General features: G+C 59.2%; 12 protein-coding genes. 11 read left to right on the forward strand and 1 reads right to left on the reverse strand.

Features of this window, described 5'->3' with window-relative positions; translation table 11 throughout:
• Positions 1–126: 126 nt before the first annotated feature.
• Positions 127–1,416, reverse strand: a complete 1,290-nt coding sequence (gltA, locus tag LXM55_RS15675; protein ID WP_011060047.1) for a citrate synthase — start codon at positions 1,414–1,416, stop codon at positions 127–129.
• Between the two features lie 350 nt (positions 1,417–1,766).
• On the opposite strand from gltA, the gene sdhC reads away from it, so the two are divergent.
• From sdhC to LXM55_RS15730, 11 genes are all read left to right on the forward strand, one after another.
• On the forward strand, positions 1,767–2,153 hold the full coding sequence (gene sdhC, locus LXM55_RS15680; protein WP_015634665.1) for a succinate dehydrogenase, cytochrome b556 subunit: 387 nt from the start codon (positions 1,767–1,769) through the stop codon (positions 2,151–2,153).
• Positions 2,147–2,515: a succinate dehydrogenase, hydrophobic membrane anchor protein gene (sdhD, locus tag LXM55_RS15685; RefSeq protein WP_011060049.1), complete on the forward strand. Its 369-nt coding sequence runs from the start codon at positions 2,147–2,149 to the stop codon at positions 2,513–2,515. The genes sdhC and sdhD overlap by 7 nt, the downstream gene beginning before the upstream one ends.
• 3 nt (positions 2,516–2,518) lie before the next feature.
• Positions 2,519–4,291 carry a succinate dehydrogenase flavoprotein subunit gene (gene sdhA / locus LXM55_RS15690; protein ID WP_102878886.1) on the forward strand — a complete coding sequence of 591 codons (1,773 nt, stop codon included), beginning with the start codon at positions 2,519–2,521 and terminating at the stop codon, positions 4,289–4,291.
• A gap of 12 nt (positions 4,292–4,303) precedes the next feature.
• The gene (locus tag LXM55_RS15695) at positions 4,304–5,008 is read left to right on the forward strand and encodes a succinate dehydrogenase iron-sulfur subunit (RefSeq protein WP_011060051.1); all 705 of its coding nucleotides are present in this window, start codon (positions 4,304–4,306) and stop codon (positions 5,006–5,008) included.
• Between the two features lie 263 nt (positions 5,009–5,271).
• Complete coding sequence (locus LXM55_RS15700) at positions 5,272–8,103, forward strand: 2-oxoglutarate dehydrogenase E1 component (protein WP_233321226.1); 2,832 nt, start codon at positions 5,272–5,274, stop codon at positions 8,101–8,103.
• A gap of 42 nt (positions 8,104–8,145) precedes the next feature.
• The gene (gene odhB, locus LXM55_RS15705) at positions 8,146–9,366 is read left to right on the forward strand and encodes a 2-oxoglutarate dehydrogenase complex dihydrolipoyllysine-residue succinyltransferase (protein ID WP_233321227.1); all 1,221 of its coding nucleotides are present in this window, start codon (positions 8,146–8,148) and stop codon (positions 9,364–9,366) included.
• A 103-nt stretch (positions 9,367–9,469) separates the two neighbouring features.
• Entirely contained in the window at positions 9,470–10,906 is a 1,437-nt protein-coding gene (gene lpdA, locus LXM55_RS15710) for a dihydrolipoyl dehydrogenase (RefSeq protein ID WP_233321228.1), read from the forward strand.
• Positions 10,907–11,132: 226 nt separating this feature from the next.
• Entirely contained in the window at positions 11,133–12,299 is a 1,167-nt protein-coding gene (gene sucC / locus LXM55_RS15715; RefSeq protein ID WP_009047768.1) for an ADP-forming succinate--CoA ligase subunit beta, read from the forward strand.
• On the forward strand, positions 12,299–13,180 hold the full coding sequence (gene sucD, locus LXM55_RS15720; protein ID WP_003223019.1) for a succinate--CoA ligase subunit alpha: 882 nt from the start codon (positions 12,299–12,301) through the stop codon (positions 13,178–13,180). The genes sucC and sucD overlap by 1 nt, the downstream gene beginning before the upstream one ends.
• 448 nt (positions 13,181–13,628) lie before the next feature.
• On the forward strand, positions 13,629–14,942 hold the full coding sequence (brnQ, locus tag LXM55_RS15725) for a branched-chain amino acid transport system II carrier protein (protein WP_233321229.1): 1,314 nt from the start codon (positions 13,629–13,631) through the stop codon (positions 14,940–14,942).
• Positions 14,943–15,107: 165 nt separating this feature from the next.
• Complete coding sequence (locus tag LXM55_RS15730) at positions 15,108–15,845, forward strand: DUF599 domain-containing protein (protein ID WP_233321230.1); 738 nt, start codon at positions 15,108–15,110, stop codon at positions 15,843–15,845.
• The last annotated feature ends 1 nt before the right edge of the window (position 15,846 follow it).

A 15,846-nucleotide genomic window follows, 5' to 3' on the forward strand; every position in this document is an offset into this window, starting at 1 on the left:
GCGGAGTTTTTCGCCGGCAAGCCGGCTCCTGCGAGGTGTGGGCGGGGAGCGGGGAGGGCAGAAACAAATACGGCCTCTGTTAGAGGCCGTATCCGGTGCAGCTAAGACGCGTGCGCAAGGCAGGTCTTATTTGCGGTCTTCCAGTTTGGTGATGTCACGCGACTCGTAGCCGGTGTACAGCTGGCGTGGGCGGCCGATCTTGTACGGGCTGGAGAGCATTTCCTTCCAGTGCGAGATCCAGCCGACGGTCCGCGCCAGGGCGAAGATCACGGTGAACATGCTGGTTGGGATGCCGATTGCCTTGAGGATGATCCCCGAGTAGAAGTCGACGTTCGGGTACAGCGAGCGTTCGATGAAGTACGGGTCGGTCAGGGCGATCTCTTCCAGGCGCATGGCCAGTTCGAGTTGCGGATCGTTGTTGATGCCCAGTTCCTTGAGAACTTCGTCGCAGGTCTGCTTCATCACGGTGGCGCGCGGGTCGCGGTTTTTATACACGCGGTGACCGAAGCCCATGAGTTTGAACGGATCGTTCTTGTCCTTGGCCTTGGCGATGAACTTGTCGATGTTCGAGACATCGCCAATTTCGTCGAGCATGGTCAGTACGGCTTCGTTGGCGCCGCCGTGGGCAGGGCCCCAGAGTGCCGCGATACCGGCTGCGATACAGGCGAACGGGTTGGCACCCGAAGAGCCTGCCAGACGCACGGTGGAGGTCGAGGCGTTCTGTTCGTGGTCGGCGTGGAGGATGAAGATCCGGTCCATTGCCTTGGCCAGTACCGGGCTGATCGGTTTGATCTCGCACGGGGTGTTGAACATCATGTGCAGGAAGTTTTCCGCGTACGACAGGTCGTTGCGCGGGTACATCATCGGCTGGCCCATGGAGTACTTGTAAACCATCGCTGCCAGGGTCGGCATCTTGGCCACCAGGCGCACGGCGGAAATCTCGCGGTGCTGCGGGTTATTGATATCCAGGGAGTCGTGGTAGAACGCCGACAGGGCGCCGACTACGCCGCACATCACCGCCATTGGGTGGGCGTCGCGACGGAAACCGTTGAAGAAGCTCTTCAGCTGTTCGTGAACCATGGTGTGGTTCTTCACGGTGCTGACGAACTGGGCCTTCTGTTCGGCGGTGGGCAATTCACCGTTGAGCAGCAGGTAGCAGGTTTCCAGGTAGTCCGATTTCTCGGCCAGCTGTTCGATCGGGTAGCCGCGATGCAGCAGGATGCCGTTGTCGCCGTCGATGTAGGTGATTTTCGACTCGCAGGAGGCGGTCGACATGAAACCCGGGTCAAAAGTGAAGCGGCCCGTGGCCGTCAGACCCCGAACATCGATTACATCGGGACCAACGGTGCCGGTTAAAATGGGCAGCTCGACGGGGGCTGCGCCCTCGATGATCAACTGCGCTTTTTTGTCAGCCATGTGGCCTCCTATTTATGCTTGAAATCATCAGACAGACCCCCCACGCAGGGCCCGCACCACTATAGTGAGATAAATCTGAATGTCAATTTGCCTAAAGTCTTGTCCCAGAAGGCTTTGGGGCCGATTTTTTAGCGAAATTCAGCGCCATTTACGCCTTTTATAAGGCTAACGCAATCAGCTATTAGGGGAAGGCGTTTGCGTTGTCATTAGTAGCCTAACTGTCTATACTCGGCCACCGACCTCCGTAGGCTTCTGGGCCCGCTTTATTGGGGGTCGCACTCCCTGGGTAGTGGTTACCTGACCAGTGCACTCCCCAACAACTTTGCCCTGATTGTTAGGGGCTCTTCAGTGTGAAAAAAGCCGTGAATAGCCAACGACCTGTAAACCTAGACCTAAGGACCATCAAACTCCCCATCACCGGCGTTACGTCGTTTCTTCACCGTGTTTCCGGCATCATCCTCTTCCTGGGCATCGGCATCATGCTTTATGCATTGAGCAAATCCCTGGGCTCCGAGGAAGGCTATGCCGAGGTGAAGGCGTGCTTGACCAGTCCGCTGGCCAAATTCGTTGCATGGGGCCTCCTGTCCGCCTTGCTGTATCACTTGGTGGCCGGTGTACGCCATCTGATCATGGACATGGGCATCGGTGAGACGCTGGAAGGCGGCAAGCTGGGCTCGAAAATCGTTATCGCCGTATCCGTGGTGGTAATCGTTCTGGCGGGAGTTTGGATATGGTAACCAGCGTTACGAACCTGTCGCGTTCGGGCCTTTATGACTGGATGGCACAACGTGTGTCTGCGGTCGTTCTCGCGGCTTATTTCATTTTCCTGATCGGATACCTCGTAGCGAATCCGGGCATTGACTACACCCAGTGGCATGGCCTGTTCGCAAACAACTGGATGCGTATCTTCAGTCTGCTGGCCATGGTGGCCCTGGGCGCTCACGCCTGGGTCGGCATGTGGACCATCTCGACTGACTACCTGACGCCGATGGCGCTGGGCAAGTCGGCGACAGCAGTGCGTTTCCTTTTCCAGGCAGTATGCGGCGTTGCGATGTTCGCTTACTTCGTCTGGGGTGTGCAGATTCTCTGGGGTATCTGATTCATGGCTAACATTCCAACCATTTCTTTCGACGCCATCATCATTGGCGGCGGCGGCGCCGGCATGCGTGCCGCACTGCAGCTGGCCCAGGGTGGTCACAAGACTGCCGTGATCACCAAGGTGTTCCCGACCCGTTCGCACACTGTGTCTGCCCAAGGCGGCATCACCTGCGCGATCGCCTCGGCGGACCCGAACGATGACTGGCGCTGGCACATGTACGATACCGTCAAGGGTTCCGACTACATCGGTGACCAGGACGCTATCGAATACATGTGTCAGGAAGGCCCGGCTGCGGTCTTCGAACTGGACCACATGGGTCTGCCGTTCTCCCGTACCGAAACCGGCCGCATCTACCAGCGTCCTTTCGGCGGTCAGTCCAAGGACTACGGTAAGGGTGGCCAGGCTGCTCGTACCTGCGCCGCTTCCGACCGTACCGGTCACGCGCTGCTGCACACCCTTTATCAGGGCAACCTGAAAGCCGGTACCACCTTCCTCAACGAGTGGTACGCGGTCGATCTGGTGAAGAACCAGGATGGTGCCTTCGTTGGTGTGATCGCTATCTGCATCGAAACCGGCGAAACCACCTACATCCGTTCCAAAGCCACCGTTCTGGCGACTGGCGGTGCAGGCCGTATCTACGCTTCCACCACTAACGCCCTGATCAACACCGGTGACGGCGTTGGTATGGCGCTGCGTGCTGGCGTTCCGGTGCAAGACATCGAAATGTGGCAGTTCCACCCGACCGGCATTGCCGGCGCCGGTGTACTGGTAACCGAAGGTTGCCGTGGTGAAGGTGGCTACCTGATCAACAAGCATGGCGAGCGTTTCATGGAGCGTTATGCTCCGAACGCCAAAGACCTGGCTGGCCGCGACGTTGTTGCGCGTTCCATGGTCAAGGAAATCATCGCCGGTAACGGCTGTGGCCCTAACGGTGACCACGTGATGCTGAAGCTCGACCACCTGGGTGAGGAAGTGCTGCACAGCCGCCTGCCTGGTATCTGCGAGCTGTCCAAGACCTTCGCCCACGTTGACCCGGTCGTTGCTCCGGTTCCGGTCGTTCCTACCTGCCACTACATGATGGGCGGCGTTGCCACCAACATTCATGGCCAGGCAATCACTCAGAACGCCGCTGGCGAAGACACCATCATCCCTGGCCTGTTCGCAGTGGGTGAAGTGGCTTGCGTATCGGTACACGGCGCCAACCGTCTGGGCGGCAACTCGCTGCTGGACCTGGTGGTGTTCGGCCGTGCGGCTGGTCTGCACCTGGAAAAAGCCCTGACCGACGGTATCGAGTACCGCGACGCCAGCGACACCGACGTCGATGTAGCCCTGAACCGTCTGGCCAAGCTCAACGAGCGCACCACCGGTGAAGACGTTGCAACCCTGCGTCGCGAGCTGCAGAACTGTATGCAGAACTACTTCGGTGTATTCCGTACTGGCGAATACATGCAGAAGGGTATCGCCCAGCTGGCTGAGCTGCGCGAGCGTATCGCCAACGTCAAGATCAACGACAAGTCTCAAGCTTTCAACACTGCGCGTATCGAAGCACTTGAGCTGCAGAACCTGCTGGAAGTGGCCGAAGCCACCGCCATCGCTGCCGAAGTGCGTAAAGAGTCCCGCGGCGCTCACGCCCGTGAAGACTTTGAAGACCGTGACGACGAAAACTGGCTGTGCCACACCCTGTACTTCCCGGGTGAGAAGCGCGTTGCCAAGCGTGCGGTCAACTTCTCGCCGAAGACTGTTCCGACTTTCGAACCAAAAGTCCGGACTTACTAAAGGGTGATCGATATGTTGCAAGTTGAAGTTTATCGTTACAACCCTGACACCGACTCGGCGCCGAAAACCCAGGTTTTCCAGGTCGACACCGGTGGCAAGGATTTGATGGTGCTGGACGTGCTGGCGCTGATCAAAGAGCAGGACGAAGGTTTCTCCTATCGTCGTTCCTGCCGTGAAGGCGTTTGCGGTTCCGACGGCATGAACATCAACGGCAAGAATGGCCTGGCGTGCATCACGCCGCTGTCTGCCGTGGTCAAGAAGAACAAGTTGGTTGTTCGTCCGCTGCCAGGTCTGCCGGTTATCCGTGACCTAGTCGTCGATATGAGCATCTTCTACAAGCAATACGAGAAGGTGAAGCCATTCCTGCAGAACGATACGCCGGCTCCGGCCATCGAGCGTCTGCAGTCCCCGGAAGAGCGCGAGAAGCTCGACGGTCTGTACGAGTGCATCCTGTGCGCTTGCTGCTCGACCTCCTGCCCATCCTTCTGGTGGAACCCGGACAAGTTCCTGGGTCCAGCTGCCCTGCTGCAAGCCTATCGCTTCCTGGCAGACAGCCGTGACACCAAGACATCCGAGCGTCTGGCTTCGCTGGATGACCCGTTCAGCGTATTCCGCTGCCGGGGCATCATGAACTGCGTCAACGTATGTCCGAAAGGCCTGAACCCGACTAAGGCCATCGGTCACATTCGTAACATGCTGCTGCAGAGTGGCGTGTGATTCAGCTGTTGTACCCGTAGGACCGCTGTACCCGTAAAAGCCAAGGCGCGGGCTTCAACCCGCGTCATGGCTCTAACCTGAGCAGCAGCTCACAAAGTGGCTGCTCTTATTTTTGAAGAAATGAGACAAGCAGGGGCATCCGGGCTGGTACCCGGACTATCAGCGTGATCCTAAGTGGCTTGTTTTGGTCGCTGCATTCGGACTTCTGCAAGCTTGCTCGGTGTCGTCGCCGGTGGTGTTCCCCTAACCGAGGGTGACCAAGCATGCAAGAAAGCGTGATGCAGCGCATGTGGAACAGCGCCTACCTATCCGGTAGTAACGCTGCCTATGTGGAAGAGCTCTACGAGCTCTACCTGCACGACCCTAACGCTGTGCCAGAAGAGTGGCGCACTTACTTTCAGAAGTTGCCTACCGACGGCAGCACTGCCATCGATGTTTCGCACTCGACAATCCGCGATCATTTCGTCTTGCTGGCAAAGAACCAGCGCCGCGCCCAACCGGTATCCGCCGGTAGCGTGAGCAGTGAGCACGAGAAGAAGCAAGTTGAAGTGCTGCGATTGATCCAGGCCTATCGGATGCGTGGCCACCAGGCAGCCCAGCTGGACCCGCTGGGGCTGTGGCAGCGTCCTGCACCTGCAGACCTGTCGATCAATCATTACGGCTTGACCAATGCCGATCTTGATACGACCTTCCGTGCCGGCGACCTGTTCATCGGCAAAGAGGAAGCGAGCCTACGCGAAATTCACGAAGCGTTGCAGCAGACATATTGCCGCACCATCGGCGCTGAATTCACGCACATCACCGATTCCGAGCAGCGTCAGTGGTTCCAGCAGCGTCTGGAAAGCGTACGCGGCCGTCCGACCTATTCCGCCGACATCAAGAGCCACCTGCTCGAGCGCGTCACCGCCGGCGAAGGCCTGGAAAAATACCTGGGTACCAAATACCCGGGCACCAAGCGTTTCGGTCTGGAAGGTGGCGAAAGCCTGATTCCGATGCTCGATGAGCTGATCCAGCGTTCCGGCTCCTACGGCACCAAGGAAGTTGTGATCGGCATGGCCCACCGTGGCCGTCTCAACGTGTTGGTCAACACCTTCGGCAAGAACCCGCGCGAGCTGTTCGATGAGTTCGAAGGCAAGAAGAAGGTCGAGCTGGGTTCCGGTGACGTGAAGTATCACCAGGGCTTCTCGTCCAACGTGATGACCACCGGTGGCGAAGTTCACCTGGCCATGGCGTTCAACCCGTCCCACCTGGAAATCGTTTCTCCAGTGGTCGAAGGTTCGGTGCGCGCCCGTCAGGACCGCCGCAATGACCAGACCGGCGACAAGGTTCTGCCGATCTCGATCCACGGTGACGCGGCGTTCGCCGGTCAGGGCGTGGTGATGGAAACCTTCCAGATGTCCCAGACCCGCGGTTTCCGTACCGGCGGCACGGTGCACATCGTGATCAACAACCAGGTTGGTTTCACCATCAGCAACCCGCTGGACTCGCGTTCCACCGAGTACGCAACCGACGTTGCGAAGATGATCCAGGCACCGATCCTCCATGTGAATGGCGATGATCCGGAAGCCGTGTTGTTCGTGACCCAGCTGGCCATCGACTACCGCATGCAGTACAAGCGCGACGTGGTGATCGACCTGGTCTGCTACCGTCGTCGCGGTCACAACGAGGCCGACGAGCCAAGCGGCACCCAGCCACTGATGTATCAGCAGATCACCAAGCAGCGCACCACCCGTGAGCTGTATGCTGATCGTCTGACCCAGAGCGGTGTGCTCGACGCCGAGCGTGTTCAGGCGAAAGTCGACGAATACCGCAACGCGCTGGACAACGGTCTGCACGTAGTGAAGAGCCTGGTCAAGGAGCCGAACAAAGAGTTGTTCGTGGACTGGCGTCCATACCTGGGCCACACCTGGACCGCGCGCCACGACACCACCTTCGACCTCAAGACCCTGCAAGAGCTGTCTGCCAAGCTGCTGGAAATTCCAGAAGGCTTCGTGGTTCAGCGTCAGGTCGCGAAGATCTACGAAGACCGTCAGAAGATGCAAGCCGGCGGCCTGCCGATCAACTGGGGTTACGCTGAAACCATGGCGTACGCGACCCTGGCGTTCGAAGGTCACCCGATCCGCATGACCGGCCAGGACATCGGCCGCGGCACCTTCTCGCACCGTCACGCGGTGTTGCACAACCAGAAGGACGCCGGTACCTACATTCCGTTGCAGCACCTGTACGACGGCCAGCCACGTTTCGACCTGTACGATTCGTTCCTGTCCGAAGAAGCGGTACTGGCATTCGAATACGGCTACTCGACCACCACGCCGAATGCGCTGGTGATCTGGGAAGCCCAGTTCGGCGACTTTGCCAACGGTGCACAAGTGGTGATCGACCAGTTCATCACCAGTGGCGAGCACAAGTGGGGCCGTCTCTGCGGTCTGACCATGCTGCTGCCACACGGTTATGAAGGTCAGGGCCCTGAGCACTCCTCGGCTCGTCTGGAGCGTTACCTGCAGCTGTGCGCCGAGCACAACATCCAGGTGTGCGTACCGACTACGCCGGCTCAGATCTACCACTTGCTGCGTCGCCAGGTGATTCGCCCGCTGCGCAAGCCGCTGGTCGTGCTGACACCGAAATCCCTGCTGCGTCATAAACTGGCCATCTCGACCCTGGAAGATCTGGCGGAAGGTTCGTTCCAGACCGTTATCCCGGAAATCGATGCCCAGGATCCAAAAGACGTGGGTCGCATCATTCTGTGTAGCGGCAAGGTCTACTACGACCTGTTGGAAAAACGCCGTGCCGAAGGTCGTGACGACATCGCCATCGTGCGTATCGAGCAGCTGTACCCATTCCCTGAGGACGACCTGATCGAAGTCCTGGCTCCGTACAAAAACGTCAAACACATCGTTTGGTGTCAGGAAGAGCCGATGAACCAGGGTGCCTGGTACTGCAGCCAGCATCACATGCGTCGCATCATCAGCGGTCACAACAAGTCGCTCGTACTCGAGTACGCGGGCCGTGACGCTTCTGCTGCCCCAGCTTGTGGTTATGCATCGATGCACGCTGAGCAGCAGGAAAAACTGCTGCAAGATGCCTTTACTGTTTAACGCCTTCGCGCACCTGAAACCGAATTTAAGGAACCACAGATAATGGCTATCGAGATCAAAGCCCCCACTTTCCCGGAATCGGTTGCCGATGGCACCGTTGCCACCTGGCACAAACAACCGGGCGACGCCGTCAAGCGTGACGAGCTGATCGTTGACATCGAGACCGACAAGGTCGTGCTGGAAGTTCTGGCCACCGCCGACGGCGTACTGGGCGCTATCGTCAAGAACGAAGGCGATACCGTTCTGTCCGACGAAGTGCTGGGCTCCATCGTTGAAGGCGGCGCCGCTGCGGCTGCTCCTGCTGCCGCTGCTCCGGCCGCTGCCGCTGCCGCCCCGGCTGCCGCTGACGGCGAAGAGGATCCAATCGCTGCTCCTGCCGCGCGCAAGCTGGCTGAAGAAAACGGCATCAACATCGCCTCCGTTGCCGGTACTGGCAAAGGCGGTCGCGTGACCAAGGAAGACGTGGTGGCTGCTGTTGCCGCGAAGAAAGCCGCTCCAGCTGCCGCGCCAGCCAAGGCTCCGGCTCCTGCCGCTGCTGCTCCGGTCTTCGCTGCCGGCGATCGCGTCGAGAAGCGCGTACCTATGACCCGTCTGCGTGCCAAGGTTGCCGAGCGTCTGGTTGAAGCCCAGTCGAACATGGCAATGCTGACCACCTTCAACGAAGTCGACATGACCGAAGTCATGGCGCTGCGTTCGAAGTACAAGGACCTGTTCGAGAAGTCCCACAACGGCGTACGCCTGGGCTTCATGTCGTTCTTCGTCAAGGCCGCCACCGAAGCGCTGAAGCGTTTCCCTGCGGTCAACGCCTCGATCGACGGTTCCGACATCGTCTACCACGGCTACGCCGACATCGGTGTTGCGGTCTCCAGCGACCGTGGCCTGGTGGTTCCGGTTCTGCGTAACGCCGAACTGATGAGCCTGGCCGAAATCGAAGGCGGCATCGCTACCTTCGGCAAGAAGGCTCGTGACGGCAAGCTGTCGATGGAAGAGATGACCGGTGGTACTTTCACCATCACCAACGGTGGTACTTTCGGTTCGATGATGTCGACCCCGATCGTCAACCCGCCGCAAGCCGCGATCCTGGGCATGCACAACATCCTGCAGCGCCCTATGGCAATCAATGGCCAAGTAGTGATCCGCCCGATGATGTACCTGGCGCTGTCCTATGACCACCGCCTGATCGACGGTAAAGAAGCCGTGACGTTCCTGGTGACCATCAAGAACCTGCTGGAAGACCCAGCGCGTCTGCTCCTGGACATCTAAAAAGCAGCTGCAAGCTGCAAGCGACAAGCTCCAAGCCCCTAGGGCTAGGGGCTTCAAGCTTGCAGCTTGCGGCTTCTAGCTTGCCGCTAAAAGGAACCTTTTTATGACTCAGAAATTCGACGTGGTAGTGATTGGCGCCGGCCCTGGCGGCTATGTAGCTGCAATCAAGGCTGCACAGCTTGGTCTGACGACTGCTTGCATCGAGAAGTACACCGACAAAGAGGGCAAGCTGGCCCTGGGTGGTACTTGCCTGAACGTCGGTTGCATTCCTTCCAAGGCGCTGCTGGACAGCTCCTGGAAATTCCACGAAGCCCAGGATGGTTTTGCCATCCACGGTATCCAGCACGCTGGCGTGACCATGGACGTACCGGCCATGGTGGGTCGCAAGGCCAACATCGTCAAAGGCCTGACCAGCGGTGTTGCCACCCTGTTCAAAGCCAATGGCGTGACCTCGATCCAGGGCCACGGCAAGCTGCTGGCTGGCAAGAAAGTCGAAGTCACCAAGCCGGACGGTTCGGTTGAAGTGATCGAAGCTGAAAACGTGATCCTGGCTCCAGGTTCGCGTCCGATCGACATTCCACCGGCTCCGGTCGACCAGAATGTGATCGTCGACTCCACTGGCGCTCTGGAATTCCAAGCCGTACCAAAACGTCTGGGCGTGATCGGCGCTGGCGTGATCGGTCTGGAACTGGGTTCGGTATGGTCGCGCCTGGGCGCGCAAGTGACCGTCCTGGAAGCCCTGGACACTTTCCTGATGGCAGCCGACACCGCTGTTTCCAAGGAAGCGCTGAAAACCCTGACCAAGCAAGGCCTGGACATCAAGCTGGGCGCTCGCGTGACCGGCTCCAAGGTCAACGGCGAAGAAGTCGTGGTGACCTACACCGACGCCAATGGCGAACAGACCATCACTTTCGACAAGCTGATCGTAGCCGTTGGTCGCCGTCCGGTGACCACCGATCTGCTGGCTGCCGATTGCGGCGTGACCCTCGACGAGCGCGGTTTCGTGCACGTTGACGATCACTGCGCCACCACCGTACCGGGCGTCTACGCCATCGGCGACGTGGTGCGCGGCATGATGCTGGCTCACAAGGCTTCGGAAGAGGGCATCATGGTCGTCGAGCGCATCAAGGGCCACAAAGCCCAGATGAACTATGACCTGATCCCATCGGTTATTTATACTCACCCGGAAATTGCATGGGTTGGTAAAACCGAGCAGGCCTTGAAAGCTGAAGGCGTTGAAGTTAACGTCGGCACCTTCCCGTTTGCCGCCAGCGGCCGTGCCATGGCAGCCAACGACACCGGCGGTTTCGTCAAGGTCATCGCCGATGCCAAGACAGATCGCGTATTGGGCGTCCACGTGATTGGCCCAAGCGCTGCGGAACTGGTTCAGCAAGGTGCAATCGGCATGGAATTCGGCACCAGCGCCGAAGACCTGGGCATGATGGTCTTCTCCCATCCGACCCTGTCCGAAGCCCTGCACGAAGCTGCACTGGCAGTGAATGGCGGCGCCATTCACATCGCCAACCGCAAAAAGCGTTAAGACAATAAGAAACCACGGCGGATTGCCCGTCGTGAGCCTTGCGAGCAAGACTCACCGCGGAATCTCCGCTGGACTCGACCTCTTGAGGTAGTGCCACATTCTGGACCGGAGCCCAGGCTCCGGGTTCAGGTGTGGCACTGGTTTGAGAGTAGCGGTCACAGGTGGCGCGGCACTCATCATGAGCGCAGCGCCGAATGCGCAGTACCTAACGAAGACGGTAAAAAGCATGAATCTTCACGAGTATCAGGGTAAGCAGCTGTTCGCTGAGTACGGCCTGCCAGTATCCAAAGGCTACGCGGTAGACACCCCCGAAGAAGCAGCAGAAGCTTGCGACAAGATCGGCGGTTCGGAGTGGGTTGTTAAAGCCCAGGTCCACGCAGGTGGTCGCGGTAAAGCGGGCGGCGTTAAGCTGGTTCGCAGCAAAGAAGACGCTAAAGCATTCGCTCAACAGTGGTTGGGCAAGCGTCTGGTGACTTATCAGACTGATGCCAATGGCCAGCCTGTCACCAAGATCCTGGTTGAATCGTGCACTGATATCGCTAAAGAGCTGTACCTGGGCGCTGTCGTTGACCGTTCGAGCCGTCGCATCGTGTTCATGGCTTCCACCGAAGGTGGCGTGGACATCGAGAAGATCGCTCACGACACTCCAGAAAAAATTCTCAAAGCCACTATCGATCCACTGGTTGGCGCTCAGCCATTCCAGGGCCGCGAGCTGGCTTTCCAACTGGGCCTGGAAGGCAAGCAAGTTGCCCAGTTCGCCAAGATCTTCGTAGGTCTGGCCAAACTGTTCCAGGATCACGATCTGGCCCTGCTGGAAGTGAACCCGCTGGTGATCAAGGCGGACGGCGATCTGCACTGCCTGGACGCGAAGATCAACATCGACGCCAACGCCATGTACCGTCAGCCTAAGCTGAAAACCTTCCACGATCCGTCGCAGGACGATCCACGTGAAGCTCACGCTGCCAAGTTCGAACTGAACTACGTAGCCCTGGAAGGCAACATTGGCTGCATGGTCAACGGTGCCGGCCTGGCCATGGGTACCATGGACATCGTCAACCTGCACGGCGGCAAGCCAGCCAACTTCCTCGACGTAGGTGGTGGTGCTACCAAAGAGCGCGTGACCGAAGCCTTCAAGATCATCCTGTCCGACACCAACGTCGCTGCAGTACTGGTCAACATCTTCGGCGGCATCGTTCGCTGCGACATGATTGCCGAAGGCATCATCGGCGCCGTGAAAGAAGTCGGCGTGAAAATCCCGGTTGTTGTTCGCCTTGAAGGTAACAACGCTGAACTGGGCGCTAAAGTACTGGCAGAAAGCGGCTTGAACATCATCGCTGCTACCAGCCTGACCGACGCTGCTCAACAAGTTGTCAAAGCTGCGGAGGGCAAATAATGAGCGTCCTGATCAATAAAGACACCAAAGTTATCTGCCAGGGTATTACCGGTTCGCAAGGTAGTTTCCACACCCAGCAAGCCATCGAATACGGCACCAAGATGGTTGGTGGCGTAACTCCGGGCAAAGGCGGCACCGAGCACCTGGGCCTGCCAGTGTTCAACACCGTGAAAGACGCAGTAGCTGCCACTGGCGCCACCGCCAGCGTGATCTACGTTCCAGCTCCTTTCTGCAAGGACTCGATCCTGGAAGCTGCTTTCGGCGGCATCAAGCTGATCGTCTGCATCACCGAAGGCATTCCTACCCTGGACATGCTGGACGCTAAAGTTAAGTGCGACGAGCTGGGCGTTACCCTGATCGGCCCTAACTGCCCAGGCGTGATCACTCCAGGCGAATGCAAGATCGGCATCATGCCAGGTCACATTCACTTGCCAGGCAAGGTCGGTATCGTTTCCCGTTCCGGCACCCTGACCTACGAAGCTGTGAAGCAGACCACTGACGCCGGTTTCGGTCAGTCCACCTGCGTCGGCATCGGTGGCGACCCGATCCCGGGTTCGAACTTCATCGACATCCTGAAGCTGTTCCAGGAAGACCCGAAGACCGAAGCGATCGTGATGATCGGCGAAATCGGCGGTTCGGCTGAAGAAGAAGCGGCTGCCTACATCAAGGCTCACGTGACCAAGCCAGTTGTTTCCTACATCGCTGGTGTGACTGCTCCTCCGGGCAAGCGCATGGGCCATGCTGGCGCAATCATCTCTGGCGGCAAAGGCACTGCAGACGAGAAGTTCGCTGCTCTGCAAGACGCAGGCGTGAAAACCGTGCGTTCGCTGGCAGACATCGGCAAGGCCCTGGCCGAGCTGACCGGTTGGGCTGTCAAGTAAGCCTCGCGCTTAGCTTGCAACTCTTCCAGCAAAGGCCACCTTCGGGTGGCCTTTGTGCTTTCTGGCGTATGAGCCGGCGAGCCTCTGGGCGGGATGTTGTCCTTGCCGAGGCCTTTGCCGTCCAGCCTGCTCTTGCGCGAGCCCACTCCAGCGAACGGGTGCTGCGCAAGGCAGGCGCCAGCAGGGCAGTGGCTGCGCGGGGGGGATTTAGTCCGGTGGAAATATAATTTCAAAAATGCGACATCCCAATGTCGCATATCAGAAAATTCGCATTGCGCCGGTGCGTTCGTCTTGCGGATTCGGTAGGCTAGCCGCCTCTTTATGCGTCTGCTGCCCACAAGGTATCGGCGCGCTAAACGGGTCAGTCTTATACGGATTGACAGCATTTCCCTCACCCATAAGGGAAATCCCTCTCTAAATTCCGATTCAGTAGTGTGGTATTTCCTTAATGAAAGTGTTGAAAGGCCAGGACATTCTGGCACTCGGCTTTATGACTTTTGCCCTGTTCGTCGGGGCTGGCAACATCATCTTCCCGCCTATCGTCGGCTTGCAGTCCGGACCTCATGTCTGGATGGCGGCGCTGGGCTTCCTGATCACCGCAGTCGGTCTGCCGGTGATCACCGTGGTTGCCCTGGCCAAGGTCGGCGGCGCCATGGATGCACTGAGCACACCTATCGGCAAAGTGGCCGGCGGCCTGTTGGCGGCGGTCTGCTACTTGGCGGTGGGCCCGCTGTTCGCCACGCCGCGCACCGCCACCGTGTCCTTTGAAGTGGGCCTGGCGCCGTTGACCGGCGAAAGCCCGCTGGCGCTGTTCCTCTACAGCTCCGTGTACTTCCTGCTGGTGTTTTTCATCTCGCTGTACCCGGGCCGCCTGCTGGATACCGTCGGGCGCTTCCTGGCGCCGCTGAAGATCATCGCCCTGGCCGTACTGGGCATTGCCGCCTTCGCCTTGCCTGCCGGCGACATCGGCACCGCCACTGCCGAGTACGTCGCGGCGCCGTTCTCCCAGGGCTTCATCAATGGTTACCTGACCATGGATACCCTGGGCGCATTGGTGTTCGGGATCGTCATCGTCAATGCGATCCGTTCCCGTGGCGTCGAGTCACCTCGGTTGATCACCCGTTATGCGGTAATCGCCGGCCTGATTGCCGGGGTCGGCCTGGCGCTGGTCTACATCAGCCTGTTCCGCCTGGGCGCAGGCAGCCACGAAGTGGCCATTGGCGCTACCAACGGCGCCGCGGTATTGCACGCCTACGTGCAGCACACCTTCGGCTCCCTGGGCAGTGGCTTCCTGGCGGTGCTGATCTCCCTGGCCTGCCTGGTGACGGCCGTGGGCCTGACTTGTGCCTGCGCCGAGTACTTCAGCCGTGTGCTGCCGCTGTCCTACAAGACCTTGGTGGTGATCCTCGCGGCATTTTCGTTGCTGGTGTCGAACCTGGGCTTGACCAAGCTGATCGCTTTCTCGATCCCGGTGCTGACCGCCATCTATCCGCCGTGCATCGCCCTGGTGGCCCTGAGCTTCTGCAAGGACTTCTGGCAGGACCAGCGCCGTATCGTCGGCCCGGTCATGCTGGTGTCCTTCATCTTTGGTCTGATCGATGCCCTCAAGGGCGCGGGCCTGGCCGGCTGGATGCCAACCGAGTTGTCGCACCTGCCGCTGAGCGAGCAGGGCCTGGCGTGGCTGGTGCCTTCGGTGATCGTGCTGGCGGTGGCGGTGATCTGCGACCGTCTGCTGGGCAAGCGCAGCGAAGCGCTGGCCTGACGCTGTTTGTTCGGGGTCGCCACAAGCGGCCCATGAACACCAGGAAAAATGCCCCGCATCCATCGATGCGGGGCATTTTTTATGGGCGTGGGGCGGTGTCTTTTTCCTCGGTGGGGCGTCGAAGCAATGTCCTTTGTCTTCTGCCAACGCCTTACAGGAATTTGCATGTCGTTCGTCCAAGCCAACCTGCTCCATCTACTGGCGGCTCTGTGGTTCGTCGTCTGCTGGGGGGGCTACACCCGCTACGCCAGCTGGAAAGGCCGGGATACAGCCTGCCTGGCCAGTGTCCTGCACCTGTATCGCGAGGACTGGATGCGCCGCATGCTGCTGCGCGACAACCGCATCGCCGATGCCAGCGTCATCGGCAACCTGGAGCGTAATGCCTCGTTCTTCGCCTCCAGCACATTGATCATCCTGGCGGGCATCCTCACTGTACTGGGCGCCTCGGAACGTGCGGTGTCGTTGCTGGCGGACATTCCCATGGTCCAGCAGGCATCCCAGGGCATGTCGGAGATCAAGCTGCTGTGCCTGGCGCTGGTCTTCGTCTATGCCTTCTTCACCTTCAGCTGGTGCATGCGCCAGTACAACTTCGCCGCGGTGTTGGTGGGGTCGGCGCCGATGATCGGCGAACGGCATGTGTCCGAACAGGAGCGCAAGGCCTTTGCCTCCCGCGCCGCGCGGGTGATCTCCATGGCGGCCAACCAGTTCAACTTTGGTTTGCGTTCCTATTATTTCGGCATGACCATGCTGGCCTGGTTCGTCAGCCCCTGGCTATTCATGCTGATGAGTGCGGGGGTGGTGTTTGTCCTGTATCGCCGGGAGTTTCATTCCGACGTACTTGAGGTCATGGTTTATACCCCGACGGAACACCCCCTGGTCGATAGCGGCAAAGATCCCGCGTGAG

Source organism: Pseudomonas sp. Au-Pse12, assembly GCF_021341665.1.
Classification (GTDB): domain Bacteria; phylum Pseudomonadota; class Gammaproteobacteria; order Pseudomonadales; family Pseudomonadaceae; genus Aquipseudomonas.